Origin of the sequence: Burkholderia humptydooensis, assembly GCF_001513745.1 — a bacterium.
In the GTDB taxonomy this organism is placed as follows: Bacteria; Pseudomonadota; Gammaproteobacteria; order Burkholderiales; family Burkholderiaceae; genus Burkholderia; species Burkholderia humptydooensis.
The window spans coordinates 2,539,104-2,565,222 of sequence record NZ_CP013380.1 but is presented as its reverse complement, the minus strand read 5'-3'; the positions used below and the strand labels follow the sequence as shown (position 1 = coordinate 2,565,222).

At 62.4% G+C, this 26,119-nt stretch carries 24 protein-coding genes and 7 pseudogenes; 19 read left to right on the top strand and 12 right to left on the bottom strand.

Translation table 11 applies throughout. The features are described from left to right. Positions 1 to 2 precede the first annotated feature (2 nt). From AQ610_RS11485 to lysC, 7 genes are all read left to right on the top strand, one after another. Positions 3 to 191, top strand: coding sequence for a hypothetical protein (locus tag AQ610_RS11485; RefSeq protein WP_043282551.1), 189 nt, complete (start codon positions 3 to 5; stop codon positions 189 to 191). Continuing rightward, positions 188 to 502 carry a DNA packaging protein gene (locus AQ610_RS11480; RefSeq protein ID WP_006026403.1) on the top strand — a complete coding sequence of 105 codons (315 nt, stop codon included), beginning with the start codon at positions 188 to 190 and terminating at the stop codon, positions 500 to 502. The genes AQ610_RS11485 and AQ610_RS11480 overlap by 4 nt, the downstream gene beginning before the upstream one ends. Positions 503 to 590: 88 nt before the next feature. Then, positions 591 to 2,288, top strand: a complete 1,698-nt coding sequence (gene terL, locus AQ610_RS11475) for a phage terminase large subunit (protein ID WP_231748913.1) — start codon at positions 591 to 593, stop codon at positions 2,286 to 2,288. Positions 2,289 to 2,291: 3 nt separating this feature from the next. Further along, positions 2,292 to 2,510: a hypothetical protein gene (locus AQ610_RS11470; protein WP_006026405.1), complete on the top strand. Its 219-nt coding sequence runs from the start codon at positions 2,292 to 2,294 to the stop codon at positions 2,508 to 2,510. After that, positions 2,510 to 2,965, top strand: a complete 456-nt coding sequence (locus tag AQ610_RS11465) for a lysozyme (RefSeq protein WP_009916603.1) — start codon at positions 2,510 to 2,512, stop codon at positions 2,963 to 2,965. Before AQ610_RS11470 ends, AQ610_RS11465 begins: the two co-directional genes overlap by 1 nt. Then, entirely contained in the window at positions 2,962 to 3,297 is a 336-nt protein-coding gene (locus AQ610_RS11460; RefSeq protein ID WP_009916602.1) for a hypothetical protein, read from the top strand. Before AQ610_RS11465 ends, AQ610_RS11460 begins: the two co-directional genes overlap by 4 nt. Beyond that, complete coding sequence (gene lysC / locus AQ610_RS38495) at positions 3,197 to 3,415, top strand: Rz1-like lysis system protein LysC (RefSeq protein ID WP_422647614.1); 219 nt, start codon at positions 3,197 to 3,199, stop codon at positions 3,413 to 3,415. Before AQ610_RS11460 ends, lysC begins: the two co-directional genes overlap by 101 nt. Here lysC and AQ610_RS11455 read toward each other — a convergent pair whose 3' ends face one another. Further along, positions 3,416 to 4,435, bottom strand: coding sequence for a tyrosine-type recombinase/integrase (locus AQ610_RS11455; RefSeq protein WP_006026407.1), 1,020 nt, complete (start codon positions 4,433 to 4,435; stop codon positions 3,416 to 3,418). A 56-nt stretch (positions 4,436 to 4,491) separates the two neighbouring features. After that, entirely contained in the window at positions 4,492 to 5,511 is a 1,020-nt protein-coding gene (locus AQ610_RS11450; RefSeq protein ID WP_006026408.1) for a site-specific integrase, read from the bottom strand. A 1,082-nt stretch (positions 5,512 to 6,593) separates the two neighbouring features. On the opposite strand from AQ610_RS11450, the gene AQ610_RS11440 reads away from it, so the two are divergent. The 3 genes from AQ610_RS11440 to AQ610_RS33335 all read left to right on the top strand — a co-directional run bounded on the left by AQ610_RS11440 (position 6,594) and on the right by AQ610_RS33335 (position 9,549). After that, a complete protein-coding gene (locus AQ610_RS11440) occupies positions 6,594 to 7,499 on the top strand; it encodes a LysR substrate-binding domain-containing protein (RefSeq protein ID WP_006026409.1) in 906 nt (301 codons plus the stop codon). A gap of 132 nt (positions 7,500 to 7,631) precedes the next feature. Then, positions 7,632 to 8,918, top strand: coding sequence for an MFS transporter (locus AQ610_RS11435; RefSeq protein ID WP_009916600.1), 1,287 nt, complete (start codon positions 7,632 to 7,634; stop codon positions 8,916 to 8,918). Between the two features lie 292 nt (positions 8,919 to 9,210). Then, the gene (locus AQ610_RS33335) at positions 9,211 to 9,549 is read left to right on the top strand and encodes an H-NS histone family protein (RefSeq protein ID WP_009916599.1); all 339 of its coding nucleotides are present in this window, start codon (positions 9,211 to 9,213) and stop codon (positions 9,547 to 9,549) included. 218 nt (positions 9,550 to 9,767) lie between these two features. Here AQ610_RS33335 and AQ610_RS33330 read toward each other — a convergent pair. The 3 genes and pseudogenes from AQ610_RS33330 to AQ610_RS11425 all read right to left on the bottom strand — a co-directional run. Then, positions 9,768 to 9,970, bottom strand: a pseudogene (locus AQ610_RS33330) (tyrosine-type recombinase/integrase); the annotation flags it as partial. Between the two features lie 6 nt (positions 9,971 to 9,976). After that, positions 9,977 to 10,499, bottom strand: a pseudogene (locus AQ610_RS38115) (alpha/beta hydrolase); the annotation flags it as partial. 166 nt (positions 10,500 to 10,665) lie between these two features. Beyond that, positions 10,666 to 11,247, bottom strand: coding sequence for a TetR/AcrR family transcriptional regulator (locus tag AQ610_RS11425; RefSeq protein ID WP_006026411.1), 582 nt, complete (start codon positions 11,245 to 11,247; stop codon positions 10,666 to 10,668). Between the two features lie 236 nt (positions 11,248 to 11,483). On the opposite strand from AQ610_RS11425, the gene AQ610_RS11420 reads away from it, so the two are divergent. The 3 genes from AQ610_RS11420 (at position 11,484) to AQ610_RS11410 (ending at position 14,225) form a co-directional block, all read left to right on the top strand. Next, entirely contained in the window at positions 11,484 to 12,146 is a 663-nt protein-coding gene (locus AQ610_RS11420) for a DUF3313 domain-containing protein (protein WP_006026412.1), read from the top strand. A gap of 81 nt (positions 12,147 to 12,227) precedes the next feature. Then, positions 12,228 to 12,446, top strand: coding sequence for a hypothetical protein (locus tag AQ610_RS11415; protein ID WP_015600098.1), 219 nt, complete (start codon positions 12,228 to 12,230; stop codon positions 12,444 to 12,446). Positions 12,447 to 12,668: 222 nt separating this feature from the next. After that, on the top strand, positions 12,669 to 14,225 hold the full coding sequence (locus AQ610_RS11410) for a PqiB family protein (RefSeq protein ID WP_009916596.1): 1,557 nt from the start codon (positions 12,669 to 12,671) through the stop codon (positions 14,223 to 14,225). Between the two features lie 95 nt (positions 14,226 to 14,320). Here AQ610_RS11410 and AQ610_RS11405 read toward each other — a convergent pair whose 3' ends face one another. The 3 genes and pseudogenes from AQ610_RS11405 to AQ610_RS35970 all read right to left on the bottom strand — a co-directional run. Next, positions 14,321 to 15,799, bottom strand: a complete 1,479-nt coding sequence (locus AQ610_RS11405) for an extracellular catalytic domain type 1 short-chain-length polyhydroxyalkanoate depolymerase (protein WP_006026414.1) — start codon at positions 15,797 to 15,799, stop codon at positions 14,321 to 14,323. A 588-nt stretch (positions 15,800 to 16,387) separates the two neighbouring features. Next, on the bottom strand, positions 16,388 to 16,753 hold the full coding sequence (locus tag AQ610_RS35975; RefSeq protein ID WP_156436723.1) for a hypothetical protein: 366 nt from the start codon (positions 16,751 to 16,753) through the stop codon (positions 16,388 to 16,390). Between the two features lie 161 nt (positions 16,754 to 16,914). Continuing rightward, positions 16,915 to 17,310: pseudogene (locus AQ610_RS35970) on the bottom strand (FUSC family protein); the annotation flags it as partial. Between AQ610_RS35970 and AQ610_RS38365 the strand changes: the two are divergent. From AQ610_RS38365 to AQ610_RS11385, 5 genes and pseudogenes are all read left to right on the top strand, one after another. After that, a pseudogene (locus tag AQ610_RS38365) lies at positions 17,303 to 17,400 on the top strand (IS5/IS1182 family transposase); the annotation flags it as partial. The pseudogenes AQ610_RS35970 and AQ610_RS38365 sit on opposite strands and share 8 nt — an antisense overlap. 270 nt (positions 17,401 to 17,670) lie before the next feature. Next, the gene (locus tag AQ610_RS11395; RefSeq protein WP_006026416.1) at positions 17,671 to 18,984 is read left to right on the top strand and encodes an Nramp family divalent metal transporter; all 1,314 of its coding nucleotides are present in this window, start codon (positions 17,671 to 17,673) and stop codon (positions 18,982 to 18,984) included. Positions 18,985 to 19,233: 249 nt separating this feature from the next. Next, positions 19,234 to 19,353: pseudogene (locus AQ610_RS37315) on the top strand (electron transfer flavoprotein subunit beta); the annotation flags it as partial. Then, a pseudogene (locus AQ610_RS37310) lies at positions 19,348 to 19,496 on the top strand (electron transfer flavoprotein subunit alpha/FixB family protein); the annotation flags it as partial. The pseudogenes AQ610_RS37315 and AQ610_RS37310, both read left to right, overlap by 6 nt. A 61-nt stretch (positions 19,497 to 19,557) precedes the next feature. Beyond that, positions 19,558 to 20,397 (top strand): HpcH/HpaI aldolase/citrate lyase family protein, encoded by an 840-nt coding sequence (locus AQ610_RS11385; protein ID WP_006026418.1) that lies wholly within the window; start codon positions 19,558 to 19,560, stop codon positions 20,395 to 20,397. Between the two features lie 326 nt (positions 20,398 to 20,723). On the opposite strand, the pseudogene AQ610_RS11380 reads toward AQ610_RS11385, so the two are convergent. The 4 genes and pseudogenes from AQ610_RS11380 to AQ610_RS11365 form a co-directional block, all read right to left on the bottom strand. Continuing rightward, positions 20,724 to 21,706, bottom strand: a pseudogene (locus tag AQ610_RS11380) (MFS transporter). A gap of 71 nt (positions 21,707 to 21,777) precedes the next feature. Beyond that, a complete protein-coding gene (locus AQ610_RS11375) occupies positions 21,778 to 22,956 on the bottom strand; it encodes a CaiB/BaiF CoA transferase family protein (protein WP_006026420.1) in 1,179 nt (392 codons plus the stop codon). A gap of 12 nt (positions 22,957 to 22,968) precedes the next feature. Beyond that, complete coding sequence (locus AQ610_RS11370) at positions 22,969 to 24,129, bottom strand: acyl-CoA dehydrogenase family protein (protein ID WP_006026421.1); 1,161 nt, start codon at positions 24,127 to 24,129, stop codon at positions 22,969 to 22,971. A 28-nt stretch (positions 24,130 to 24,157) separates the two neighbouring features. Beyond that, on the bottom strand, positions 24,158 to 25,006 hold the full coding sequence (locus tag AQ610_RS11365; protein ID WP_006026422.1) for an HTD2 family dehydratase: 849 nt from the start codon (positions 25,004 to 25,006) through the stop codon (positions 24,158 to 24,160). Positions 25,007 to 25,148: 142 nt separating this feature from the next. On the opposite strand from AQ610_RS11365, the gene AQ610_RS11360 reads away from it, so the two are divergent. After that, a complete protein-coding gene (locus tag AQ610_RS11360; protein WP_006026423.1) occupies positions 25,149 to 26,099 on the top strand; it encodes a LysR substrate-binding domain-containing protein in 951 nt (316 codons plus the stop codon). The last annotated feature ends 20 nt before the right edge of the window (positions 26,100 to 26,119 follow it).

The following is a 26,119-nucleotide window of genomic DNA, read 5'->3' as shown; positions in this document are numbered from 1 at the left end:
AAATGAACAGCCGCGAAGTAGCATCGGCAGTAGTTCAGGCTGCACCTCCGGTCTACACGAGCGGCTCCCTTATCCTAGGGCACCCGCTCTCGGACTGGATCATGTACGGCACGGGCGTCTACCTCGTGCTGCAATTCATCGTAATCGCACCGAAGGTGTACCGAACCCTGACCGGGAAGGAGAAGAAGTGAGCAAGACCGCCAGCAGCGAATCGCTGGCGGAACTGCATGCGCTCGTAGCCGAGACGTTCAAGACGCTCGTTCAAGACGCCGACCTCTGCAACGCCGCCATCCTCGGCGCGGCAACGAAGTTCCTGAAGGACAACAACATCACGGCAGTTGTGGAAGACAACACGGCCCTGTCCGAGATGCAGAAGAAGATTCAGGAGATGCAGGCGCGGCGAAAGCAGCGCAATGTGGTTCCGCTGGTTCCGCAGACCGAAGTAACCGACGACGAGGCAGCCGCCGCCGTCGAGCAAGCCATCGCGATGAATGGCTCGTGAGTCAGTAGAACTCGCGATCCAGCGCATCGAGCAGCTCACCCTCCTACAAGAAGCCTACCCTCACTTCGTCCCGTTCTGTGAAGACGGGATGATTGAACTCGGCTTCTCGCTCTCGGAGGTGCAGGCTGACATCGCTGAGTTCCTTGAGTACGGCCCGCACTACCTCATGGTGCAGGCTCAACGCGGTCAAGCGAAGACCACCATCTGCGCACTGTTCGCAGTCTGGTGCCTCATCCACGACCCGAAGTTCCGCGTGCTGATTATCTCGGCTGGCGGCACTCAGGCGAACGAAATCTCAACCCTCATCGTCCGCGTCATCATGACGATGGACATCCTTGGATGTCTCCGCCCCGACCGCAACGCGGGCGACCGAACCTCGGTCGAGGCATTCGACGTGCATCACACCCTCAAGGGTCTGGACAAGTCGCCATCGGTGGCGTGCGTCGGCGTCACCGGCAACCTGCAAGGTAAGCGTGCCGACCTGCTTATCGCGGACGACATTGAGAGTGCGAAGAACTCCCTGACGGAGCACCAACGTCAGGCGTTGCTTCAACTGACACGGGACTTCCCATCCATCTGCTCGACGGGGCGAATCGTCTACCTCGGTACACCGCAGTCGATCAACTCCATCTACAACACGCTGCCGGGCCGGGGCTACACCGTCCGCATCTGGCCGGGGCGTTACCCGACTGCGACTCAGATGGAGCACTACGGCGACATGCTCGCGCCGTTCATCATGCGCCGCATCCTTGCGGACCCGTCACTCCAGACCGGAGGCGGGATGCTCGGCGACCAAGGCCAGCCCGTAGACCCGGAGCTGCCAGCAGGCGTCGAGAGCTTCCTCGCGAAGAAGGAGCATGACCAAGGCCCGGCGTACTTCCAGCTCCAGCACATGCTGAACACGAAGCTGGCGGACTCGGAGCGCTTCCCGCTGCGCCTCGCCAAGATCATGACGATGCGCTTCGCGGAGCTGTTTCCTCTCGGCATCACGCCGGGACTGCTTGCGCACGAGACGATCAAGTACCAAGTCAACGGCACGACGTACACGATGGGTATCCCGTCCAGCGTCGAGCGCGACCGTGCGCCACTGCAAGGCATCGTCATGTACGTGGACCCGGCAGGCGGTGGCAAGAACGGCGACGAGACGGGCTACGCCGTCGTCGGCTTCCTGAACGGCACGTTGTTCGTGGCGGAAGTCGGCGGCATCAAGGGCGGCTTCGACCCGGAGGGCTTCAAGTTCCTCGCGGGCATTGCCCGGAAGTGGAAGGTGAACCGAATCCTCGTCGAGAAGAACTTCGGCAACGGTGCGTACTTGCACTCATGGCTCCCGATCCTCCGCGCCGAATACCCGCAGACGGTGGGCGACGGCTGCGCCATTGAGGAGACGTGGGAATCCGGGCAGAAGGAGCTGCGGATCATCGACGTGCTCGAACCGATCATCGCGCGCGGCTCGCTCGTTTTCAACGATGACATCCCGCGTGACGAGGAGAAGTCCCTCCAGCGCTACCCGGTGGAGAAGCGTCCGAGCTACTCCCTGCTTCACCAGATCGCGCACATCACGCGCGACAAGAACGCTCTCCAGCACGACGACCGACTGGACGCCCTCGCGGGCGCTTGCCGGTATTGGGTCGAGCAGATGGGCGTCAATCAGGAACGCGCAATCGAGCGCCTGCGTGAGCAGGAGTTCAACGACTGGATCAAGAACCCACTGTCGCGCGTGGACTACCGAACCAATCCCACTGGACGCCGAAGCGGCGGCTCAGCTTTCAACAAATACCGGAGGTAACTCATGCTTGTAACCGATCTGCCGAACATCCGCGAGGCGTACGCCCAAGGCGACGACTTGCGCTGGGACACGTCGCAGGCTGTCACCCGCATCGAAGAAGCTGCTGCGCGCGGCGCGGGGGGCGTGGCATCCGCAGCGACGCTGCGCGACTTCTTCATCGTTGCTGCGAACGCCGCACATGCTGCTACCGGCGACAAGCTCAAGACGGTGAAGCTCGCCTAATGGCACGCGTTAGCGCTGCCGTGATCGCGGCAGCGCTTGCAATTAGCGTCCCGCTCACACTCACCTACGAGGGCACTCGCACCACCGTCTACCTCGACCCGGTTGGCATCCCCACGGCGTGTACCGGTCACACCGGAGCTGACGTGCGGGTAGGGCGGGTGTACTCGCCAGCCCAATGCACCCAACTCCTGAACGCGGATTCCGCCGAGGCGATGGGTGCTGTGCTGGACCTGACCACAGGCCCGATCAACGCGAACGAGCTGGCCGCGTACACCGACTTCGTGTTCAACGTCGGGCGCGGCAATTTCGCCAGATCGACCCTCCGCAAGAAGTTCAACGCGGGCGACCATCGCGGTGCCTGCGAGGAGCTGAAGAAGTGGGTCTACGCCAAAGGCGTGAAGCTGCGCGGACTGGTGCTGCGCCGTCAGGCCGAATACGAGGTGTGCACTCAATGACCGACCGAATCATCGCCGTACTGCTGGGCCTGCTCCTCGTGGGCGGGCTCGGCGTCACGGCCTACACCGAACACCAGCGGGCGAACGCTGCCCAGCAGCAGGTTGCCTCACTGACGGCCAGCCTCGCGGCGAACAAGGCTGCCATAGACGCGTACACACACGCCGCTCAACAGACTGTCGCGAGAGCTTCCACCAACCAGACGAAGGTATCCAATGCACTCCAAGCGAACCCTGACTGGAGCAGCACTGCTGTTCCTGACGCTGTGTGGGACAGCCTGTACGGCAACCGTCCCGCTGCGTCCACCGGCGACACTGCTTCAGCCGTGCGCTGAGCCTACGCCGCCGACCGACCATACCCTCGGTGGGCTCGTCCAGTCCGTCCATGACTACCAGACGGCGCTGGACTTCTGCAACGCGCAGCTCGATGCGCTGCGCGCCTTCTTCAAGTAGTCATCCCAGCTTCTTCGCCAAGTCCTTTGCACGCAGGTGCGTGTACTTGCGCATCATGGATTGAGTCTTGTGGCCCGTGATCGACATCACCTCGGTGTCGGTCAGACCCAGCTCCACAAAACGGGTAGTAGCGTCGTGCCGCGAGTCATGGAACGTCAAGTCTTTGATTCCAGCCCGGTCGCGAGCACGGATGAACGCACGCTTCACGGCATCACTCGTCAGGCCAACCCATACGCGGCCCGTTGTGCGGTCGCCTATCACGGACTTCAATATCTCCGCAGCGCGAGTGCTTAGCGGGACGGTGCGGGCCTCCTCGGTCTTTGTGCCGCCAGCGCGCAGGCCGACGAATCGATCATCTAGACGTACTTGTTCGATCTCCAGCTTGATGATTTCGCCCTGTCTCATACCTGTCTCCAGAGCCAGCTCAACAACATCGGCGAGGTAGCTCTGCCGACCAGAACGCGAGTGCGTCTGCCGACAGGCAGCGAGCAAGGCGACTTTCTCGTCGCTGGTGAGGCGGCGCTCCCGCGCTGGGCTGTTCTTGGGACGGCGGACTTCAGATACGGGATTGACCGGAGCGCCAAGTCCCCACTCTTTACGGGCTGTCTCCAGTACGTGATGCAGAAGGTTCATCTCCCGGTTGACCGTAGACCCCGACACGGGCCTGCCGTCAGTACCGGCCAGCCTGCGGTCGCGCCAGTTCGCCACGACGGCGGGTGTGAGCTTGCCGACCGAGTACGAGCCGATCTCGTCCCGCTGGATGGCCTTGAGCCGCCACGTCTCTGAGGATTCCCCCTTCTTGCTTGGCGTAACGTCCCGAAGGTAGCGATCAATAACATCGCGGAGGAGGGCTGAGCCGTCTAGATTTTGGAAGCGTCCAGCGTTGATTGCTGCCTCAGTATCGATGATCCACTTCTCGGCCTCTTTGCGAGTCGGGAATGTGGCGGACTGTGCGGGGTATCCGGCTTTGCGAACCTTGCCCGTCCAATGCCCGTTCGGGCGTTCCTGTAGCGTACCCATGTTACTCTCGTTGATTGTCGTGCTGCCTTTTAGTGTCTCCGAAGTGGTGTCGGCTGTCAACCTAGTTTCTTCGCGAGGTCTTCTGCTTTCAGGTGCGTGTACCGTTTCAGCATTGCGAGCGTCTTGTGCCCGGTGATGCTGGCGACCTCGACCGTCTGCAATCCCAGCTCGAAGAAGCGGCTCGTCGCTTCGTGGCGCAGGTCGTGCAGTCGGATGCCGACGAGCCATTGAGGATCGACGGGGCGCTCCAGCACGCGGCATGTGGACTCGTACAGACCCCGCGCTCGCTGCACGGCACGGCAGAAAGCCCGCGTGAGGGCGTTCGCAGTGAGGGCGAAGGGGACGGTGTATCTGGCGTCCTTGCGAGCCTGTAGAACGGCTGTGGCGACGCTGGACAGCGGCACGGTACGAGGCGTGTCAGTCTTCGTCAGCGGCAGGTGCGCGGTGCGGCGGTCCAGATCGATGTTCTCCCAGCGGAGGGACGCAAGTTCGCCGCGACGCATGCCGGTTGCTACGGCGAGCCTGATGAAGTCCCGCAGGTCAGGCGATTCCGTCGCGTCAATGATCGCCTGAATCTCGTCCGGGTGAAGCCGCCGATCTCGACCTTGCGGTTTCCTTGGCTTGATGACCTTCGGGATTCCGGAAGGCAGGACGATGCCCCATTCGCGGGTCGCCAACGTGAGCGCCCGGTTCAGTAGGTTCAGTTCGTGGATGACTGTCTGTGGCGACACCTCCTTGAGCCGGGCGTCCCGGTAGCCGACGAGATGGGATGAGGTAAGGGCAGTCAACTTGTACGCGCCGAGTTGCTTCTTGAGCTTCTCCGCACGCCCCTTGTCGCTGCCGCCGCTGCGCTTGGTCGGAGACACGTCTCGGGTGTAGCGGTCGAGCAGGTCGGCGACGGTGGTGCGGTCGGCTTCGTCCGTGCTGACGAACAGCCCGCGGTCCATTTCGGCTTCGACAATGCGGCCCCATTCGAGGGCTTCTGTTTTCGTGTCGAACTTCTTTGAGCGTGCGGGGAAGCCCTTCTTTCGGACTTGGCACATCCATCCATTGTCGCGCTTGCTTACGGTCGCCATACGGCCTCGGGAGAGGTCGTCGGTGTGACTGGAGTGTGACTGAAAGCTGCTCAGTTGGATACAAGCCGCGCCCAGCAAGGCGCGGCGACCCAAGAGCAACGGCCTTCTAAGCCGTAGGTCACACGTTCGAATCGTGTAGGGCGGGCCAGTCAAATCAGGCATTTGCGAGAACGCTCCTCGCGCTCCGATTCTCTCCTCGTTGGCTCATGTTAGCCAAGATGTAACCAAATCGGTCAACGTGCTGTCATTTTCCCGGTGTCGCTAGTTGTGATCGAGCACGGCGCAATCTGGACTTGTCGAGCGTAGTAGCCAGAGCAATCAGTTCTTTCTCCGAAAGCGTATCCGCTACGCCGCACCTTGCCGAACATTTTCGCGTCACCCAACGTTTCGAACCAATATAGGCAATATAGGTTCAAGCGCTCGTTGCGGAATGATTCGTTAAACGATCTCAATGTGGCAAGTGTTTGTCGGCTGTCCCGGTCGGCTGAAGTCCATTTTTTCCTGATCGCGATGCATCTGCATGTTTCTTGGTTTCTCGGTAAGTCCGGTGTTCATTCCGCGAAGCAGAGCCTGGATTTTCTAGAGAGCAGTTTTCAGGATGCATTCGGAGAATTTTCCAGTGTGGGAAATGGCGCCACAGCAGGCGCCACAGCACCATTCTTTATGGCATCACGATAATTCAACATTATGGAACTATGGAGATAAATATTCAGCCTTCTTGGCGTTCTTCCGTATCTCTAGCCCATTGACTGCGGTCGTCAATGCACTGCGTCAGTACTTTGAGATCCCGGCGTAGAGTGCTCCTTCGGAAGATTCGCACCGGGATGCACGAATGGCTCTTGATTTTTCGGGCCTGTGTCGATAGCGTGCCGTGCATCGTCCGGGAACGCATAATTCGGCTGTTTCGTTCGCCGCGACATACCAAGTTCGAAGGATGGCATGTCATCCGTTGACGGTGGCAGGAAGCTCTTTCAAGGGAAGTTTCGTTTGGATCATCTCTTCGATCACCGAAAGATGTGTCATCAAGTGTTTGTATGCGTTCGTGATCCCGCGCCGGTGGGTCAGAGCCATATGGAGCGAGCATGAAAATTCACCCGATTCCGCCCCTGCAATGCCTTGTTTTCTTTGATGCTGCTGCTCGGCACGGCAACTTCACGCGTGCAGCCGAGGAACTGAACGTTACGCAAGGTGCGGTCAGCAAGCAGGTTGTAAAGTTGGAGAGTTTTCTTGGCATGCAGTTGTTTGTGCGAGACGCAAAAGCACTTCATTTGACGCGCGCCGGACAGGCCTATGCCGACCGGATTCACGACATGCTCACAAGCTGCGCTGAAGCCACCGCGTTTGTCATGAAGGAGCCCTCGCCACATAGCATTACGATCGCGTGTGCGTCTGGCACGGCCGGCATGTTTTTGACACCCATCATCGCCGATTTCAGCCGAGAGTATCCCAATGTGGCAATTCGAATCTTGGTTCGAGAGGGTGTTTTCAATCTGAACACCGCGGAATTCGACATCGGCGTTTATTACATTCGCGATGTCCCGCCTCCCGGCATGAGCGGGGTCCGTATTATCGAAGAAGAGGTACACGCTTATTGTGCGCCCGGCTACCTGGGGCGCCGGCGCGTATCGCCGCAAGAATTGACGAGTGCGACGTTGCTCGTCGCAGAGGAGCAGCAGCGTCAATGGATGAGCTGGCGCGACTGGTTCCATCTATGCGATAGCGAGATCGCGTACAAGCCATCGCGCACAATAACGGCCAATAGCTATCCCGTATTGCTACAGCTTGCGCTGCGAGGTCATGGTGTCCTCCTCGGATGGAACCAAATGATCACGCCCTTGGTTGAAAGCTCCGATTTGGTGCTTGCATCGGACGCAAGCGCGAGCTTCGGCGGAGCGTACCAGTTGGTGTGGCCCGACGACCGCCGCGATACGGCGGCCGTGGCGCATTTCCGGGAGTGGTTGCTGAAGCGGGTGCCATTGAAGAGATGACCGGGCATTCCAGAAACTCAGCCTCGCCAGAAAAAAATTCAGAGTAAGGAGGCGAGAAAAACTCGTACCATTGGCTGCGCCGTTGATCGTTGCCAAAGGCGCCAGAACATCAAAATCCGAGGGCACAAGAATATGGAAACCGTTGTTGGCTTGCGCGGGGGAAAGCGAGACATCGCCGTACAGGAGAGGACCAAGGCAGTCGTCGCCGTGATCATAGGAAATGGGTTCGAGTGGTTCGATTTTATTTCCTATGGTTTCTTTTCTGTCATCATTGCAAAAATATTCTTTCCGACATCGGACGACAATCTGTCCCTGTTGCTGTCTGTTTCCACGATTGGCGTCGGATTTTTTATGCGGCCAGTGGGCGGTATTGTCTTGGGGGGGATGGCGGATAAAATCGGGCGCCGCGCAACCCTGGTTATGACGATAACGTTGATGACCATCGGTACGGCCTTGATTGCTTTTGCGCCAACTTACAAGGATGCCGGTATTTTGGCGCCATTGATGATCGTATGCGCACGCCTATTGCAAGGGTTTTCCGCTGGAGGGGAAATGGGCGGTGCTACCGGATTTCTAAGAGATCATGTGCCCGTCGAACGGCTGGGCTATTACACCAGTTGGATTCAGGCGAGCATCGGATTTGCGATTATCCTTGCATCGGTTCTTGCGGTTGTGCTTGTCAAGTATCTGAGCGCTGAGCAAGTCGAGTCATGGGGGTGGCGCATACCATTCTTGATTGGCTTGTGTCTTGGTCCGCTCGGGATCTATATTCGCAACCAGGTGCATGAATCTACGGAGGAGGCTTCTCGTATCCGAGAGCGCACGCCGGTGTTCGAGATCGTGCGTCGGTGGAAGAGTGAAACCTTGATAGGATTTGGTCTTGTGATATTTTGGACCGTTTGCTCATATGTACTGCTCTTCTATATCCCCACGTATGCGACAAAGGTTTTGCATTTGCCGGCATCGACAGGGTTTATCGCCGTTCTCGTCGGGGCGTCGATTGTTCTCTTTGTAACGCCCATTTTTGGTCATCTGTCTGATCGATACGGACGGCGCCGATTTCTCATGGGGGCGCTCGTCATTGCCGTCGTGGCTGCGTACCCCATGTTCAGACTCCTGAATGTGAGCCCCGGTTTGCATTCGCTGCTGCTATTCCAGATCATCTTCGGGCTCGTCATTGCGAGCTATGAAGGGCCAATCCTGGCGGCATTGAGCGATACGTTTCCACGTCAAATTGTTTCCACGGGAATTTCAATTTCGTACAATCTCGCTGTCATTACGTTTGGTGGATTTTCGGCGGCGATTCTTACCTGGGCAATTGCGGCGACACAGAACAACCTTGCTCCTGCATTTTACGTGATGGGAACCGCGGCCCTCAGCTTTATCGCGGCGGCCTGTTGGTCTCCGCAAAAAACGTAAGTCGTGCCGGTGTAGTTATTGTCTTGGCGAATCGATTTGATTGCAATTAATTGAAAGCTGATGTGAGCTCCATTTTTAGGGAGCTCACATTTTTCCTTGTTTTCCATCTGCGAAAAGTTGAGTTGGCCCTCGGTGCAGATGGCTTTGCTGTGTGCTGCCTTGTTAAGCTGAAATGCGGTGCCCAGCCTTTTTATTCTGCGTAAGTAAATGTGAAGGTCGATTGTGTTCGAGGACATGGTGTCTTGTTTGAATCTGATGATTTGAGGTGTAAATCTATATAGATGGTATAAAAATGAGCGAACTGAATTCTGAATCCTTTCAAGAGCTCCGGGCCAGATTGAAGTCGATTGCGGAGGAGGCCGAGATTGCGCGAAAAAGGGAAGCAGCGGACGCGATCAAGGCGATACGACAAACCATCCTTCAGTATGGAATTTCCGCAGAGGACATCTTCGGTCGAGCAAAGCCGAATCGAGGACGCGGGAAACTCCTTCGTGGTCCGATCGCCCCAAAGTACCGCGACCCGGAAACGGGCGCGACGTGGAGCGGTCGAGGGAGGCCGCCTCAGTGGATCGCGGGCAGGAATCGAGATTCGTTTCAGATCATCGGACAGCGTGAAAGCGGCACGAGATAACCGGGTGCTCGCAAAGGTTCCGACCGGATTCATCCGGATGGCTAGCTGTAACGACTTGCATTTGAAAACGACCATGCTTGAAATCAGCGGCGTTTTCTGCTCGAAATGGCTGCAACTGACGAATCACGCGTGCTTGGATTAACTGCAACTGTGCTTGCATTCCATTTCCGCCTGCTCACATTATCTGCCACTGATGCTTGTCGAGGAGACGGCACTGACTACTTGGATATCCCCTCGAATGCCAGGTCAAACTGGCGGGCCCGTTTGACCTCGTCACCATGCAGATACGTCGATGTCGTCGAGATCGACGCGTGCCGCAGGTTGTCGCGCACCATGATCAGCTCAGCCCCGCGCGCGAGCGCGTGCGCGGCGTGCGCGTATGCCGCATCCAGTGTGGGCTTGTGCGACGTAGCTTGTTCGCCATTGCGAGGATGATTGCCTTGCCGCTGTCGTTCTCCGCGATGATCTCCTTGACCCCATTAGCCGCATCGACTTGCCGGACTTCTTGTCCTTGAAATCCATGCCCTCGATCACGTCCTGAGCCGACTTCTCATTCGATTGCAGCCAGTTGTAACCGATCGCATACACCCGGTATCGGTATTTCAGGAAGTGTTTGAAAGCCTCTGAATCTTTCGTGATCTTCTGCCCCGGCCTTGCGCACCGGCATCGGTCGCCCCATAGTCGGCCGGCTCGGTGCCGAGCACGGGCTTGAGCGTCCACTTCTTGCCGTCGGGGTCGGTGTCGATCCATTGCCCCTGCATCTCGTTCAGGTGCATCGCTTCGTTCAACTGCTCCTCCAGCCATGCCAGCACCGGTTGATAGCTTGAGCGGTACACCGAGCCCCAGCCACGTCGACGCGCCTCTGCCTCATCGACATACTGGTCTTCCTTGTCACCCTTTTGGAGCTTGCCGGCACGGATCGGGCCGAACGGGGTCACCGCGGCTACGGTCGATCAGGCGGCCGGGTTGCCGATCTGAGTTCCGTCAGTTGCAGCTATTTCGAGCAGAAAACGCCGCTGATTTCAAGCATGGTCGTTTTCGAATGCAAGTCGTTACTCGTACGATGCGCCGGCCGCCTGATCGACCGAAGTACGCGGGCAGCCAGGCATCGTCGCATCACCGCGACTTTCGTTTGACCGTCAGCGTTTTCCAGCTCTCGTCATCGAGCAGGCGAGTGAACAGCCGATTCCGCATGGCGCCCGTCAGCGGCGTCAAGCCGAGCAATACGCTGAACGCAATGCCGCTCGCCGCGAAGTAACGCAGCAACGTGAGTTCGAAATCGGTGGATTCTTTATCCAGTGCCTTCAGCCTGGCGGCATCGGTTCCCTTTCGGTCTTCCAGCAGTTCCGGACTTTCAATGATCGCCGCCAGCACTGCACGCGCGACCGAGTTCGGTTGATTGATGGCCTCACGGAAGATGGCAATCTGCGCAGAAAGGTTCGGTTCAGCCTTCGACGCCCCCTCGTTCACGAGGTAATCGTGTGCAAACTGTTCGAATTGCTGCTGCTGGAATTCCAGCAACGCTTTGAGCACGCCTTGCTTGGTACGAAACTGATGCAGCAAGCCGCCCTTACTGATGCCGCTTTCGCGCGACAGCGAGTCAAACGTCAATCCACCAACGCCGTCGCGCGTCAGGATGCTGAGTGCGGCGTCGATGGCCTTCTTGCGGGAAATTTCCGAGCGGGTCTGGTTGTCCATTTACGGGGCGTGATGGCGTCGCGCGCTCGCGCGCGGTGACGGGGCAGTAGGGCGGAGCGAGCCCGCAGGCAACGCCCCGGACCGCAAACGACTTATTGTACCTTGTCGATCATTCGTCAAAAAACAAACCGGGTAGACGGTTTACATCTGAGCGAGGCGATGTTACGCTTCGGCCACGTCAAGCCTTTCGACATTTCATCGCTGGCGGCGCCAAGCGTCTTCTCAAGGAATCCGATATGAACAGGACCCGATTCATTTCTTTTCTCGTCTCGAGCGCCGCGGCGCTCACGCTGACGGCGTGCGCCGGCGTGCAGCCCGTTGCGTATTCCGGTCTGTCATCCTCGTCGCAACTGACGCAGAACCGGACCGGCGACGCCGCAAAGGTGCCGTATCGGTACGCAGCACAGGTGGACTGGTCGAAATATCGGCAGGTCATTGTCGACCCGGTCGTTATCTACGCTGGCCAGGACAATCAGTTCGGCGACTTGAATGCCCAGGACAGGGCGACGCTCGCGGACTACATGGGCAAGACGTTCACCGAAAAACTCGCGAAACGCTTCCAGATTGCACCACAGCCGTCGCCTGCGGCGCTGCGCGTCCGGCTCACGCTCACGGGTGCAGAAAAGACGACGGCGGTGGTCGGGCAAGCCATGCATTTCGACATCGCCGGCAACCTTTATAACGGCGTGCAGGCAATCCGGGGTGGCAAGGGGGCGTTCAGCGGCTCGGTCTCCTATGCGGTCGAGGTCTACGACAGCACGAGCGGTCGGCTGCTGATCGCCTATGTGACGAAGCAATATCCAAACGCGATGAATCTGCCCGCTGCATTCGGCTCGCTCAGCGCGGCCCGGACCGGAATCGACAAGGGCGCGGACGCGCTCGTCAGTCAATTGCAATAGGGATGCGCCGCACGCCACGAGGCGACGAGCCGGCGCTCACGCGCCTCGCTGAGCCGACCACTACTGATGTGGAGTATGAACATGCGCGCAATCGCCCATCTCGTTCTTGTCACGCCACCTCCGCTCATGGTTTCAATCGTGTTCCTGGCGGCCTATCTGATCATCGGGATTCCTGCTCATCTGATGCGCGGTGCGATTGCGCGGGACATATTCGGCACGATGGCCGGCGTGTTTGCCGCGCTCTTTTATCTGACGCTGGTGTTGGGCTTTCCGGCGGACATCCAGGACCTGTCCCGATGATCGCGCGCGGCGCTTCGACAGCGGCGTGCGAGCGATGGAAACGGCTCATTCAGAACCGCGACGACAACGTCGTTGCCGCCTTGCAACGAGCGGTTGTGGGGCCACGCATCGCCAGCGGGGCAGCATGACGAATGGCATCCTGCGGTGTCTGAGGCCGTACCTGATTCGTGTTCGTCGGATTGCCAAGAGCGTACGCAACGTCGTCACCGGGACGCTATAGCGGTGGGCGCGCGCTGGCTTCTGGTTGCGTGTTGTGTTCCGCTCGCAGCGCTGCTCGTCGTCCTGCTGACCGAAATGTGGCCCCAGTCGGAGGCTGCGGTCACGGTCCGCTTCGTCAATGCGGAAGGTTTCGAGCCGGGCAAGACAATTGTGCGCTACCGCGGCGTCGAAATTGGCCGACTGACCGCGCTGAACATATCCGCGGACCGGACGAGGGTGCTTGCCGTGCTCCGTCTCGACGGCAACGCAACTCGCTTTACCACGTGTGACGCGAGGTTCTGGATCGTTCGCCCGAGCGTCGACCTGACGGGCGTATCTCGTCTCGATACGGCATTCTCGGGTCCGTACATTGGAGTCGACATAGGGAGCGCGCCCCGGCAATGTCGCGACTTCGACGGACGCGAGGCTCCACCTCCCGCCCTGCATGACTCCAACGGTACGCGATTCGCTCTTCATGCCGCGTCAATGGGCTCGTTGAGGGTTGGGTCGCCTGTTTATTTCAAGCAGATGCGAGCTGGGAGCGTGCTCGCCACGTCACTGCCCGCGCAGGGTGACGGTGTCGACATCAGCGCTTGGATTGCCGAGCCGTTCGACCGCTACGTCACGGCGAACACACGTTGGTGGCATGCGAGCGGCATTGATGCACGGCTCGGTTCCGAAGGCTTCAAGCTGGACGTGTCGTCGCTGCAGGCGCTTTGGTCGGGCGGGATCGGATTCGATAACCCGGACTCATCGGATGAGGGCGGCCGTCGCGTGTCGGATGGCGAGCCGTTCACTTTGTTTGCCAGCCGAGCCGACGCGCTCCGCCGAGCGGGTGACGGACCTGCCGCATCTGTTCTAATGCGGTTCGCAGCGTCATCTCGAGGATTGTTCGTGGGCGCTCCAGTCGACTTCCACGGTGTCGAAATTGGCGAGATCACGGGGATTGCGGTTGCTTTCGATATCGCTCGTCAGCGCTCGGAGACAGTCGTCACGACGAACATATATCCGGCGCGACTCGGCAAAGGCTACAGGCGTGCGTTGGGTAACGGCGATAACGCAGCCGGCAGGGGGCTGCTGCGCGACCTGGTCGAGCAGGGGCTGCGCGGTCAGTTGCGTGTCGGAAATCAGTTGACCGAAAAGCGCTACATCGCGCTCGACTTTTTTCCGCACGCCACACCGGTCAATATCGACACCCATCATGCGATGGTCGAGCTGCCGACCGTACCGAACATGTTCGATTCATTGCGCAATCAACTCGCTGGTATCGGCGATCGGCTAGGCCATTTTCCGGTTGACGAGGTCGGACATCATTTCGACGCGGCGACGAAATCCGCCGGTTCACTGGGCCGGACGTTCGATACCGAGTTGGCGCCGAGCGCACGCTCAGCTCGGATCGCTGCAGAGCGATTGTTTGATGCCGCGGCGGCGGTGCGTTGGACCGGCAAGCAGGAACATGCATCAAGTCTCGACACTGATGCCGCTCAACGCGAACGGGACGAAGGAGCGAGCATGTCCGGTGACCGGGGATTCCGGAAGACGCCGCCACCGTTGAAGCCGGGAGGCGGTGGACTGGACTAAATCCGGCCGTGGCGGGTTTCTCATGCCGGCACGCATTGGCGCTGAGGGCGTGGCCCGTAGGGGCAATGCGTGCCGAGCTCGCATGAACGCCAGACTCACGGACAATCTCCGATGATGTAATAGCCGGCCTTCGTCTCCGCCAGCGTATTCGTATAAAACACGTTGTCGAGCCCCATGTTCTGGTTCGATCCGGCCGCATAGGCGATGCCAAACGAATCGTACGCGCGGCCGGCCTGCACGTGCGCATAATTCGTGGCCGTCGTCTCGGTGCAGGCGAAGCTCGATTGCGTCGTCGCCGACACCGGGGACGATTGCGCGCTCTCGCCCGCGCTCGGATCGACCTCGGTGACCGTATAGGAGTAGGTCGTGCCGGCGATCAGGCCGGAATCGGTGTAGGCCGTCGACGTCGACGAGCCCACCTTGTTGCCGTTGCGATAGACGTTGTAGCTGCTCGCGTTGGCGACCGGGTTCCAGGACAGCGACACGCTCGTCTGCGTCGCGCCCGTGACGGTCAGCCCCGCCGGCGGCGTGCCGGGCTGCGCCGATCCGGTGCTCGCGCGCAGGTTGTATCTGACCCAGTAGTCCATCACGAAGGCCGGATAGTTGATGTGCGTCGCGTCCACGTAATTGGTGTTGTCGCCGCCCGCGCCGGCGGGCCACGCGTGGGCCATGCCGGAGACCACGATCTCGTGCGTGCGCACTTTGCCGTTGCTGTCCGTGTAGGGCGTGTTCGTGCCTCCGCCGGAAATGGATACTTTGGACTCCTGTGTAAACGCGCCGCCGTAGACGAGCCGGAAGGCGGCGGTGTCGAGCGGGCCATACGCCTGGGCCACGGTGTAATCCGACGTGCCCCATACGGCGCCTGCGATCTGGGTGGAGAACTTGCCCGCGTTCGAGCCTGCCCACGCCTTGCACTGATTGGCCGCCGTTTGCGCCGTGTAGCCGGCCGGAACGTAGCCGATTTGCAGCGTGGTCGTGCCGGGCGGCGGACCGGCGTTGATGCCGATGCCGGCGAAGACGTCCGGCGCGATGCAGCCGAGCACCATCGTCATGCCGCCGCCGGAAGACAGGCCCGCCACGTACACCTGGTTCGGATCGATCGCATATTGCGCGTCGCCGACGAAGCGGCTGACGAGATCGAGCAGTACGCCGACGTGGCCGCTCGTGCGATTCGGCGACGTGTTCGCATAGTCCCAGCAATGGTTGCTGTAGACGTTTCCGGTTGCGTTGGGCGCCAGGATGATCGCGCCGTATCGATCGGCGATGCTTTTCCAGTTGAAGCCCGCGCCTTGCGAATTGTCGATGACGTCGCCCGATGCGCTCTGTAGGCAACCGTGCAGAACGAGCACGAGCGCGCGCTCACCGTTGGGCGTCGTCGGCTGGGTCGCGGGCCAATAGAAGTAGCCGGTCAGATTGCCGCCATTGACCGTATCCGCGCCCCACGTTTGCTGGCTGCTCCATGCGCCCGGTCCCGCGGTAACGTCGGCGCGCGCGGGATGAGCCGCGAGCGCGGCCGCGCATAGTGCGATCAGAGCGGTGATTCGTTGCCATGTGCGTCTTGCGTTCCTGGTCATGCTGGCTCTCCTTGAATGGGGAATGTTGTCGATACCCACGGCCGTTTTGCTTCCCAGTCCTGCCTTTTTATGCGGCGGCGTCGTTCATCCGCCGCGTTTCGATTTTTGTCGATGAGGGCAATTGCGCGTTGAGAAATACAGCATGTCGCGCGGTGTCGGTCAATTTAAGGTTTACCTTAGAGACCTATTAAAAAGTCCTGGCGCGTTTGACGCCATTGAGCCGGATGCGCGGCGGCCCCGATCGGAAAATGCGTGACGGATGTCGACGCATCGGACTGCATCAATATTTTCGCCGGTCTTTTGCCGCGCACGAGAGGCCCGATGTCAGGGCGCGCTCCACCGGAGCCGCCTGTCGCTCCGTTCCTCGCCGATCTCCTTGGCCACCGGATAGATTCGCCGCCGAGTTCATTTTGAGAAATGAATTCGCCAATCATTCAATTCAATCGAATCTTTTGGAATTCGATTGGTTCTAGAGATTGTCAAATGAATTGATCTCGTGAAAATGGCGATGAATGAAACGCTGTGGGTCGACCATGTGGCGCTTTTCGTTTCGGATGCCTGGAAGTGCGCGTCTGAATGGATCGTGCGTTACGGATTGGCTGCGGCGGGCGAAGAGGGCGCGGGGCGCTTGATTCGGATCGCACGCGACGAGAGTCCGACAGTAAGGGCTGAGGGTTTACGATAGATTCGAAAACGAAACGAGCGAACAACAATTAATATCATATCGAATATTCGTGTTCGAATGCGAACGTATCCCGCCAAAGCCCCATCGAAGCGGATTCCCCGAAATTCGATCCGAGCCACTTCACCCGCACGAGAATACTCATGGATTCCTCTCCCGTCCTCGAGGGCGCCGAGCCGTTCCTGTTCGACGGCAACGCCACCGGCATCCTGATTTCCCACGGCTATACCGGCTCGACGCAGAGCGTCCGGTACGTCGGCGAGCAGCTTCATCGCCGCGCCGGCTACACGGTGCTCGGCCCGCGGCTCGCGGGGCACGGAATCAGCCCGGAAGCGATGGACCGGACGTCGGCGATAGACTGGGTGGAAAGCACCGACCAGGCGCTCGACGCGTTGCGACAGAAATGCGAGCGCATCGTGATGATGGGCTTGTCGATGAGTGCAACGTACGATTCGGGCAGCCGCGCATCGGGCTCGCGAGTCGCGAGATCGACGGCGACGAGTATCGCGGTGCTCGACGCGGCGGCCTGCGCGAGCGTCCCGCAATCGGCGCGCGACGACGAGCCTTCGGGCTTCGACCGCTTGAGCCACGTATCGATCGGGTGATTGCCTTCGCGCAGCGCGGCGTCGAGCGCGGCGCGATCCGCGCCCGCGGCCGCGGCCGATAACTGCCGCGCGGCGAGCCGCTTGCACGCGAGCGTGCGCGGCGACGGCGCGATCAGCAGGTGAACGACCACCGCGATGCCGATCGGAATCGCGACCATCAGCCACGCGTAGAGCAGCCCGCGCGTCCCCGCTTCGCCGAGCGGAATCAGGCCAAGCTGGTCGAGCATCGATTCGTCCTCCATTCGCGCAGTGGGATCGGGTCAAAACCGGGACCCAATCCCAACGACCGGGCACGACCCGGTTCCAAGAGGCATCCGAGAAACTGAAGAAGTTGGCCGAGTTTTACACGCAGATGGACGAAATGAGCAAGCAGGCCAAGCCTTGCGGACGCCGCACCGTGCATGAACTCATTCGAGCGCGCGCGTTCAACGGGCATTTGCGCCAGCCGATAAACGACTAGCTTCGAATTCCACTCGCGCAACACCGAAGCCAACCCCGTTCGCCGCGCCTCAAACGGCCCGGAAGCGCCGCCGCCGTGAATGCGTAAAATGACCGCCACGCACACAGGCCCCCAAGCATCTCCCATGCCGCTTCCCACCGTCCCCACAGCGCCGTTTTGCCCGGCAGAAGTCAAAGGCAGCATCACGATCGACGCCAACGTCTCCCGTTTCACCAGACTGCGCCGCTTCGCCGGCCCGGGCCTGCTCGTCGCGATCGGTTACATGGACCCCGGCAACTGGGCGACCGACATTCAGGCCGGCTCGCAGTTCGGCTACGCGCTGCTGTGGGTCGTCGCGTTCTCGAGCCTCGCGGCGATCTTCCTGCAGATGCTCGCCGCGCGGCTCGGGCTCGCCGCCGGCCGCGATCTCGCGCAGGCGAGCTACGAGCGCTACGGGCCATTCGGCCGGGTCGTTCAGTGGATCACGGCCGAAGTGTCGATCATTGCGTGCGACATCGCCGAGGTGCTCGGCTGCGCGCTCGCGTTCAAGCTGCTGCTCGGCGTGCCGCTCGCGTGGGGCATCGTTTTCACCGCGCTCGACACGATGATCGTCCTCGGCCTGCAAGGCAAGGGATTCCGGCAGGTCGAGGCGATCGTGCTCGGGCTGATCGGCACGATCGTGTTCTGCTTCGTCGCGCAGGTCGCGATGGCGCCGCCCGATTGGCGCGCCGTGCTGCATGGCCTCGCGCCCGGCGTGCCGGGTCACGATCGCAAGGATGCGATCGTGCTCGCGCTCGGCATCGTCGGCGCGACCATCATGCCGCACAACCTGTATCTGCACTCGTCGGTCGTGCAGACGCGGCGCGTCGTCGGCGGCACGAAAGACGCAATCGAGGAAACGCTCGCGATGGTTCGCATCGACACGTGGATCTCGCTCGTCGTTGCGATGCTCGTCAACGCGGCGATCCTCGTGCTCGCCGGCGCGGCATTCCATGCGACCGGCCGGACGGGCGTCGTCGACATCGAGCAGGCCTACACGCTGATCACGCCGGTCGTCGGCGGCGCGGCCGCGTGGCTGTTCGGCATCGCGCTGCTCGCGTCGGGCCAGAGCTCGACGCTGACGGGCACGATCGCCGGCCAGGTCATCATGGACGGCTTCCTGCACATGAAGATCCCGTGTTATCAGCGTCGGCTGATCACGCGCGGGCTCGCGCTCGTGCCCGCGCTCGTCGGCGTGTTGTGGCTCGGCGACGGCGCAGTCGGGCAGTTGCTCGTCTGGAGCCAGGTGCTGTTGAGCCTGCAATTGCCGTTCGCGATGTGGCCGCTGATCCGTTCGGTCGGCGACCGATCGGTCATGCGCGATTACGCGATCGGGCGCGGCGCGAAAATCATCGCATGGACGCTCTTCGTCCTGATCGGCGGAACGAATCTGTTGCTCGTGACGGGTTTCGTCGGTTGACGCGAATCGCATTGTCGTGAGCCGATGAGCCTCGGTGTTTTGAACGAACGAGCGCGGACGTTTCGCAGGCCCGCCATCCATTGAGCGTGTCGCATCGAGCCGGTCTTCCGGCCGCGGGCTGAATTCTTGCGCGTCCGGCGCATGCCGTGAGGTGATAGGCGTGGGCTATGACAGGCAGAGTCAATCGATAGTTGCCGTGCGCGCCGTATCCGCGTGTAATGAGCGACGTGATTGTGCGACGCGCATTCCGATGAAGTCGCCGTTGAAGAAGCGGTGCGCCCGCAGGAAGCGGGCGCGGCGACTGAGGTGATCGCGGTGTCGATGGGCGTCGTGCAGGCTCGGGAAACGCTTCGCACGGCGCTCGCGATCCAGCATCTGACGGGGATGAAGAACTCGAAGGCGATTGTCGCGATCAAAAGAATCCGGACGCGCCGATCTTCGGCGTGGCCGATTCCGGCCTCGTCGGCGATCGGTTCACGCTCGCGCCGGAACTCGTGAACGAACTCGGCTGACTCATTGCATGAGCCGGCCGGATTTCGCCGATATTGTCGACACCCCAAGCAGGAGACCCACATGCCGATCGACACCGCGATTTCCCCGCAGTCCTATCTGTTCGTTCCGGGCAGCCGGCCCGAGCGGTTCGAGCGCGCGCTGTCGAGCGGCGCCGACGCGGTGATCGTCGATCTCGAGGACGCGGTCGAGCCGGCGGCGAAGGACGCCGCGCGCGAAACCGTCGCCGCATGGGTGTCCCGCAGCCGGCCGGTGCTCGTGCGGATCAACGGCCGCGATACACCGTGGTTCGAGCGCGATGCGAAGCTCGCCGCGCTCGACGGCGTCGCGGGCATCGTGATCCCCAAAGCCGAAGGCCCGGACGATGTCGCGGCCGTGGTCGCGCACGCGCGGCGCGAACTGCCGGTCTATCCGCTCGTCGAGACCGCGCGCGGCATGTGGGCGGCGCTGGATATCGCGAAAGCGCCGTGCGTGCAGCGGTTGATGTTCGGCACGCTCGATTTCATCGCCGAAATGGGGATGGACGACGATCGCGATCCGCTGAATCCGCATCGCGCGCAACTGGCGCTCGTTTCGCGCGTTGCCGGGCTCGATGCGCCCGTCGACGGCGTGACGCCCGATGTTCACGACGCCGATCGGTTGACGGCCGATGCGCTGAACGGCAAGCGGCACGGCTTCGGCGCGAAGCTTTGCATTCATCCGGCGCAGGTCGGAATCGTGCATGCGTGCTACGGTCCAAGCGAGCGCGAACTCGATTGGGCGGCGCGCGTCGTCGACGCGGCGTCGCGTGCCGAAGCGGGGGCGATCGCGGTCGACGGGAAGATGGTCGATCGCCCGGTCGTGCTGCGTGCGCAGCGGCTGCTCGCGCGGGCCGCGCGCCGCCGCGGCGGGGCGCAGGCGTGACGGCGGGCACGCTGCGCGGATGCGGCGCAACGAACACAACCATCGCGCGGTTCGGGGCGGGTGTCGTTCGCGTTCCCGCAAGATTCGAACACGCCGATAATCGACGCGAACAAGACAGATCAACGAAGGCGATGCCAGAGAATATCGTCGCCCGCGTTATCGCGTTGGCCTGACGACGATCATCGCGTCGAGAAAACGAATCGCTTGCGCCGGGGTATCGTCCGTGCGCCTTGCCGGCGCGGACAGCTTCGGCGCGCAGATGCCCGACAAGCTGCCGCGCATATGAAATGCCGCCACGTGTCTTGCGCTCACGACCGCGCCGCGCGTCAAGGCGCGGCCGTTCGCACGGCATCCCGATCGCCGTCCCCGGCCGTCGGCGAGATGTCCTCGAGCGCATGCCGGCTCGTCTCGATTCGCAGTATCCCGATGCCGATGCACAGCGCGGCGAAGACCGCGCTGACCATCGCGATCACGCCGCCCACGCCGACATGCCGATAGAGCGCGAGCGCGAGATACGGCGTCGCGATCGACGCCGCGCGTCCCGTCATGCCCGCGAAGCCCGTGCCGCGCAACCGCACTTCGGTCGGAAACAGCTCGGGAATGAAGCCGAACAGGCCGAGTGTCGTGATCGTATAGATGCTCGTCACGAGGCAGAAGCCGACGACGATGATCGCCGCGGCGTCGCGCAGCGAAACATAGATCCAGCCGAGCACGATGCTGACGACGGCCGCGTATGCGATGCCCTTCGCGCGGCCGATCCTGTCGGCGATCAGATAGCCGCACGCGCCGCCGACGGGCGAGCCGATCGACATCAGCAGCACGAAGCCGAGCGATTTCACGACCGACAGCCCCTCCGACACGAAGAACGTCGGCAGCCACGCGATGAACCCGTACAGGCCGATGTTGACGGCGATCGCGGTCATCGCGGCGACGATCGTGCGGCCGCGCATGTCGGCCTTGAAGAGCGCGCCGAGCCCCGCGAGTCGGGCGCGAAGCACGCGGCGAGCGACGCGAGTCCGAACACCGCGAGATTGAGCTGATACGAATAGCGACGGCCGAGCCTGTCGCCGACGTAGCCCGCGAGCGCCGCGCCGATCATCATGCCGACGAAGGTCGCCGACACGAACGTCGCGCCGCTGCGCAGATCGGCGAAGCCCGTCTTCACCATCGCGGCGACGGCGCCGTTCGCGAGATAGAGGTCGAATGCATCGAGGAACGCGCCGGCCGCAATGAGTCCGAGGATCTTCCAGTGGAAACGTGAAACGGGCAGGCGGTCGAGTCGACCGGCCGCGTTGACGATCGGGGTCATGCGTGTCTCCTGATATGAACGATGCGTGCCGGCCTTGCTTCGAGGGGAAGGTCCGGTCATGTCTCGCGCCGCTAGACGGCGCCTTCGTCGCGCAAGCGTGCGATGCGGGCATCGTCGTAGCCGAGCTCGCGCAGGATCGCGTCCGTGTGCTGGCCGAGCGCCGGCACGGGCGCCATCGCGGGTTCGTCCCGCGCGGCGACGCCGGGCGGGTAGAGCGCGGGCACGGGGCCCGCCGGCGTATCGACGTGCGTCCAGCGATGCCGGGCCTTCAACTGGCCGTGTTGCCACACGTGATGCATGTCGTTGACCCGCGCATTCGCGATGCCGGCTTCGTCGAGGCGCGCGATCACTTCGTCGGCGCTCAGCGTCGAAAACGCCGTGCGGATGATGTGCGCGAGCGCATCGCGATGGCTCGAGCGCAGGCTGTTCGTGCGGAAGCGATCGTCGGCGGCGAGCTCGGGCAGCCGCACGACGGTGTCGCAAAAGCGCTGCCACTCGCGTTCGTTCTGCAGGCCGAGCATCACAGTCTTGCCGTCGCCCGCCGGAAACGGGCCGTACGGATAGATCGTCGCGTGCGACGCGCCGGTGCGCGGCGGCGGCGTCTGGCCGTCGATCGCGTAGTAGAGCGGATAGCCCATCCATTCGATCATGCTCTCGAGCATCGACAGATCGATGTGTCGTCCGCGTCCCGTGCGTTCACGCTCGAACAGCGCGGCGAGGATGTTCGAGTACGCATACATGCCGGCCGCGATGTCCGCGATCGAGCAGCCGGCTTTCGCGGGCGCGTCGTTCGAGCCGGTGATGCTCAGGAAGCCCGATTCGCTCTGGATCAAGAGGTCGTATGCCTTCTTGTCGCGATACGGGCCGTCGAGTCCGTATCCGGAGATGTCACAAACGATCAGCGCGGGATAGCGTTCGCGCAGCGCGTCGTAGCCAAAGCCCAGTCGCTGCATCGCGCCCGGCGCGAGGTTCTGCACGAGCACGTCCGCGTTCGCGAGCAAGCCGTGGACGATGCCGACCGCCTCCGGCCGCTTGACGTCGAGCGTCATGCTTTCCTTCGAGCGGTTCGCCCACACGAAATGCGACGCGAGGCCGCAGACGCGTTCGTCATACTGCCGCGCGAAATCGCCCACGCCGGGGCGTTCGATCTTGATCACGCGCGCGCCGAGATCGGCGAGCTGGCGCGTGCAGAAAGGCGCGGCGATCGCGTGCTCGAACGCGACGACAGTGATGCCGGTGAGCGGGCGCATGGCGGTCCTTCGTCAGAACGAGCGCGGCAGGCCGAGGATGTGCTCGGCCACGTACGACAGGATCAGGTTCGTCGAGATCGGCGCGACCTGGTACAGGCGCGTCTCGCGGAACTTGCGCTCGACGTCGTATTCGCACGCGAAGCCGAAGCCGCCGTGAAATTGCAGGCACGCGTTCGCCGCTTCCCACGATGCGTCCGCGGCGAGCAGCTTCGCCATGTTCGCCTGCGCGCCGCACGGCTCTTGCGCATCGAAGAGCGCGCACGCCCGGTAGCGCATCAGGCTCGCTGCCTCGACGTTCACGTAGGCGCGTGCGATCGGGAACTGCACGCCCTGGTTCTGGCCGATCGGGCGGCCGAACACGACGCGCTCCTGCACGTACCGCGACACCTTGTCGATGAACCAGTAGCCGTCGCCGATGCACTCGGCGGCGATCAGCGCGCGCTCGGCGTTCAGCCCGTCGAGGATGTACTTGAAACCCTGGCCTTCTTCGCCGATCAGATTCTCGGCGGGGATCTCGAGATTGTCGAAGAACAGCTCGTTCGTTTCGTGGTTCACCATGTTCGGAATCGGGCGCACCGTCATCCCGTGGCCGATCGCGTCGTGCAGATCGACGAGGAAGATCGACATGCCCTCGCTTTTCTTCGTCACGTCCGACAGCGGTGTCGTGCGCGCGAGCAGAATCATCAGATCGGAGTGCTGAACGCGCGAGATCCAGACCTTCTGGCCGTTCACGACATAGCGGTCGCCGCGCCGCACGGCCGTCGTCTTGATCTTCGTCGTGTCGGTGCCCGCCGTCGGCTCGGTGACGCCCATCGACTGCAGGCGCAGCGCGCCGGACGCAATGCGCGGCAGGTAGCGCGCTTTCTGCTCGTCCGAGCCGTGGCGCAGCAGCGTGCCCATGTTGTACATCTGGCCGTGACACGCGCCGGAATTGCCGCCGGCACGGTTGATCTCCTCCATGATGATCGACGCTTCGGTGAGGCCGAGGCCCGAGCCGCCGTATTCGTGCGGAATCAATGCGGCGAGCCAGCCGGCTTTCGTCAGCGCGTCGACGAACGCTTCCGGATAGCCGCGTTCCTCGTCGATCTTGCGGAAATAGTCGGCGGAAAACTGGCTGCAAAGATCGCGGACCGCTTCGCGGATGTCCTGATGGGGATCGATGGCTGGGTTCATGAGTGGTTCGTTCGATCTTCGAAATGCGTTATCGCACGAGGGACGCGCGCGCGGACATCGTCAGCGATCCTTCGTGATCCTTCGCCCACAGCTCGGCCGACCGGCCGTCGGGCGCAAGCCGGCCGCACAGCGTGAGCGCGCGGCCGACGAAGGCGGGGCGCACGGCCTTGTACGCGTAGTCCGTGACGACCGCATCCGGCATCGATCGCGACACGAGATCGAGCAGCAGCGTCGCGATCAGCGGGCCGTGAACGACGAGGTCCGGATAGCCTTCCGCATGCTGCGCGTATGCGCGGTCGTAGTGGATGCGGTGGCCGTTGAAGGTCAGCGCCGAATAGCGGAAGAGAAGCGTTTCGGCGGGCGCGATCTCGCGTTGCCAGTGCGCGCCGTCGGGCGCGGCCTGACGCGGCGGCGACGGTGCGCCCGGCTCGGCGGGCTCGCGATAGACGATGTCCTGCTCCTCGTGAATCGCAAGCGCGCCGCTCGACTCGATCCGGTGCTCGACCGTGACGAACGCGAGCCGGCCGCTGCGGCCGGCCTTGCGCTCGAGTGATGCGACGCGCGACGTGCGCGTTGCGCTCGAGCCGATCGCGAGCGGCGCGATAAAGCGCACGCGTCCGCCCGCCGCCATCCGGCGCGGCAAGCCTGGATCCGGCAGGAAGCCTCCCGTGCGCGGATGGCCGTCGCCGCCGAGCGACGATTGCCGCGCGGCCGTCCAGAAGTACAGCCAGTGCCATAGCGGCGGCAGCGGGTCGCCGGCGCGCGGATGCGCGTCGCGATCGAGCGTGGCGGCGAGCGCGGCGGCGGGAGCGGGGGAAACGAGGTCGGTGACGATCCGGAGCGCGTCGTCGCGGCGCTCGGCTGGGGTGGCGCGCATGGCCGTCTCCGTCGCCCGGCGGGCCGGGCGGATTGGCTTGGAATGGAGACGACTTTAGGTGAACCGGCGGCGCACGGGAAATACCGATTGAATGTGCCGGACATAGGCGTATCCTATGCCTTTTCGACCGACAGGCAGCGCGATGGACGTCCGTCAGCTTCGTTATTTCGTCAGTATCGTCGAGTACGGCAGCCTCGGCAAAGCGGCGGAGAAGCTGTACGTCGCGCAGCCTTCGCTGAGCCAGCAGGTCGCGAAGCTCGAGGACGATCTCGGCGTCGCGCTGCTCGTGCGCAGCCCGCAGGGCGTGAAGCCGACGGCGGCGGGGCAGGCGCTCTATCGTCACGCGCGGCTCGTGCTGCGGCAGATGGATCAATTGCGGCAGGAAGTGCGCGAAGGCGCGGGCGCGGAATCGGGGACCGTCGCCGTGGGCTTTCCGACGACGATGGCGTCCGTGCTCGCGATGCCGGTGTTCGAACGGGTGCGCGTGCGCTATCCGGGCATTCGCCTGCAACTCTTCGAAAGCATGAGCGGCTACATCAACGAACTGCTCGCGAACGGCCGGCTCGATCTGGCGATCCTGTTTCGCGAATCGAACACGACGGGCATCACCGCGATGCCCGTGCTCGACGAGGCGCTGTATCTGCTCGGCGAGCCGGGCGGCGCCGTGGCGCCGCGCGCCCGCACGTGCGCACTCGCTGCGCTCGCGGGCGTGCCGCTCGTCGCACCGAGCGTGTCGAACGGGCTGCGCCTGCTGCTCGAGCGGATCTTCGCGCGCGAGGAGGTGCCGCTCAACATCGTCGCCGACATCGATTCGCTGCCGACGCTGCTGTCGATCGCGCAATCGGGCGCCGCGTGCACGATCCTGCCCGCATCGGCGCTGGCGCTGCGCGACGCGGCGAACCGGCCGAAGATGCGCCGCCTGGTCGATCCCGAGGTCCGGCGTCCGGCGAGCCTGTGCTGGTCGAACACGTCGCCCGTGAGCTCGGCCGCGCTCGCGGTGCGCGAGACGATCGTCGAACTGATCGCGGAACTCGCGGACAGCGGCGTGTGGGCCGGCATCGCGTTGCGTGCGCGCACCGATTCGGCCGCGTGACGGCCGGCCGCGGGCCGCGA

Excerpts from the sequence above, each read along its gene's own strand:
- AQ610_RS11435 (WP_009916600.1), top strand. The coding sequence starts at position 7,632 with ATGGAAACCGTTGTTGGCTTGCGCGGGGGAAAGCGAGACATCGCCGTA.
- AQ610_RS11485 (WP_043282551.1), top strand. The coding sequence starts at position 3 with ATGAACAGCCGCGAAGTAGCATCGGCAGTAGTTCAGGCTGCACCTCCG.
- AQ610_RS11425 (WP_006026411.1), bottom strand. The coding sequence starts at position 11,247 with ATGGACAACCAGACCCGCTCGGAAATTTCCCGCAAGAAGGCCATCGAC.
- AQ610_RS11375 (WP_006026420.1), bottom strand. The coding sequence starts at position 22,956 with ATGCGCCCGCTCACCGGCATCACTGTCGTCGCGTTCGAGCACGCGATC.
- AQ610_RS11465 (WP_009916603.1), top strand. The coding sequence starts at position 2,510 with ATGGCACGCGTTAGCGCTGCCGTGATCGCGGCAGCGCTTGCAATTAGC.
- AQ610_RS11415 (WP_015600098.1), top strand. The coding sequence starts at position 12,228 with ATGCGCGCAATCGCCCATCTCGTTCTTGTCACGCCACCTCCGCTCATG.
- AQ610_RS11455 (WP_006026407.1), bottom strand. The coding sequence starts at position 4,435 with ATGGGTACGCTACAGGAACGCCCGAACGGGCATTGGACGGGCAAGGTT.
- AQ610_RS11365 (WP_006026422.1), bottom strand. The coding sequence starts at position 25,006 with ATGCGCGCCACCCCAGCCGAGCGCCGCGACGACGCGCTCCGGATCGTC.
- AQ610_RS11405 (WP_006026414.1), bottom strand. The coding sequence starts at position 15,799 with ATGACCAGGAACGCAAGACGCACATGGCAACGAATCACCGCTCTGATC.
- terL (WP_231748913.1), top strand. The coding sequence starts at position 591 with ATGATTGAACTCGGCTTCTCGCTCTCGGAGGTGCAGGCTGACATCGCT.
- AQ610_RS11460 (WP_009916602.1), top strand. The coding sequence starts at position 2,962 with ATGACCGACCGAATCATCGCCGTACTGCTGGGCCTGCTCCTCGTGGGC.
- AQ610_RS11395 (WP_006026416.1), top strand. The coding sequence starts at position 17,671 with ATGCCGCTTCCCACCGTCCCCACAGCGCCGTTTTGCCCGGCAGAAGTC.
- AQ610_RS11470 (WP_006026405.1), top strand. The coding sequence starts at position 2,292 with ATGCTTGTAACCGATCTGCCGAACATCCGCGAGGCGTACGCCCAAGGC.
- AQ610_RS11450 (WP_006026408.1), bottom strand. The coding sequence starts at position 5,511 with ATGGCGACCGTAAGCAAGCGCGACAATGGATGGATGTGCCAAGTCCGA.
- AQ610_RS33335 (WP_009916599.1), top strand. The coding sequence starts at position 9,211 with ATGAGCGAACTGAATTCTGAATCCTTTCAAGAGCTCCGGGCCAGATTG.
- AQ610_RS11360 (WP_006026423.1), top strand. The coding sequence starts at position 25,149 with ATGGACGTCCGTCAGCTTCGTTATTTCGTCAGTATCGTCGAGTACGGC.
- AQ610_RS35975 (WP_156436723.1), bottom strand. The coding sequence starts at position 16,753 with ATGAAGCTGCTCGCCGACGTACCGGACGCTCTGCGTCGAGCCGGTATA.
- AQ610_RS11385 (WP_006026418.1), top strand. The coding sequence starts at position 19,558 with ATGCCGATCGACACCGCGATTTCCCCGCAGTCCTATCTGTTCGTTCCG.
- AQ610_RS11370 (WP_006026421.1), bottom strand. The coding sequence starts at position 24,129 with ATGAACCCAGCCATCGATCCCCATCAGGACATCCGCGAAGCGGTCCGC.
- AQ610_RS11440 (WP_006026409.1), top strand. The coding sequence starts at position 6,594 with ATGAAAATTCACCCGATTCCGCCCCTGCAATGCCTTGTTTTCTTTGAT.
- AQ610_RS11420 (WP_006026412.1), top strand. The coding sequence starts at position 11,484 with ATGAACAGGACCCGATTCATTTCTTTTCTCGTCTCGAGCGCCGCGGCG.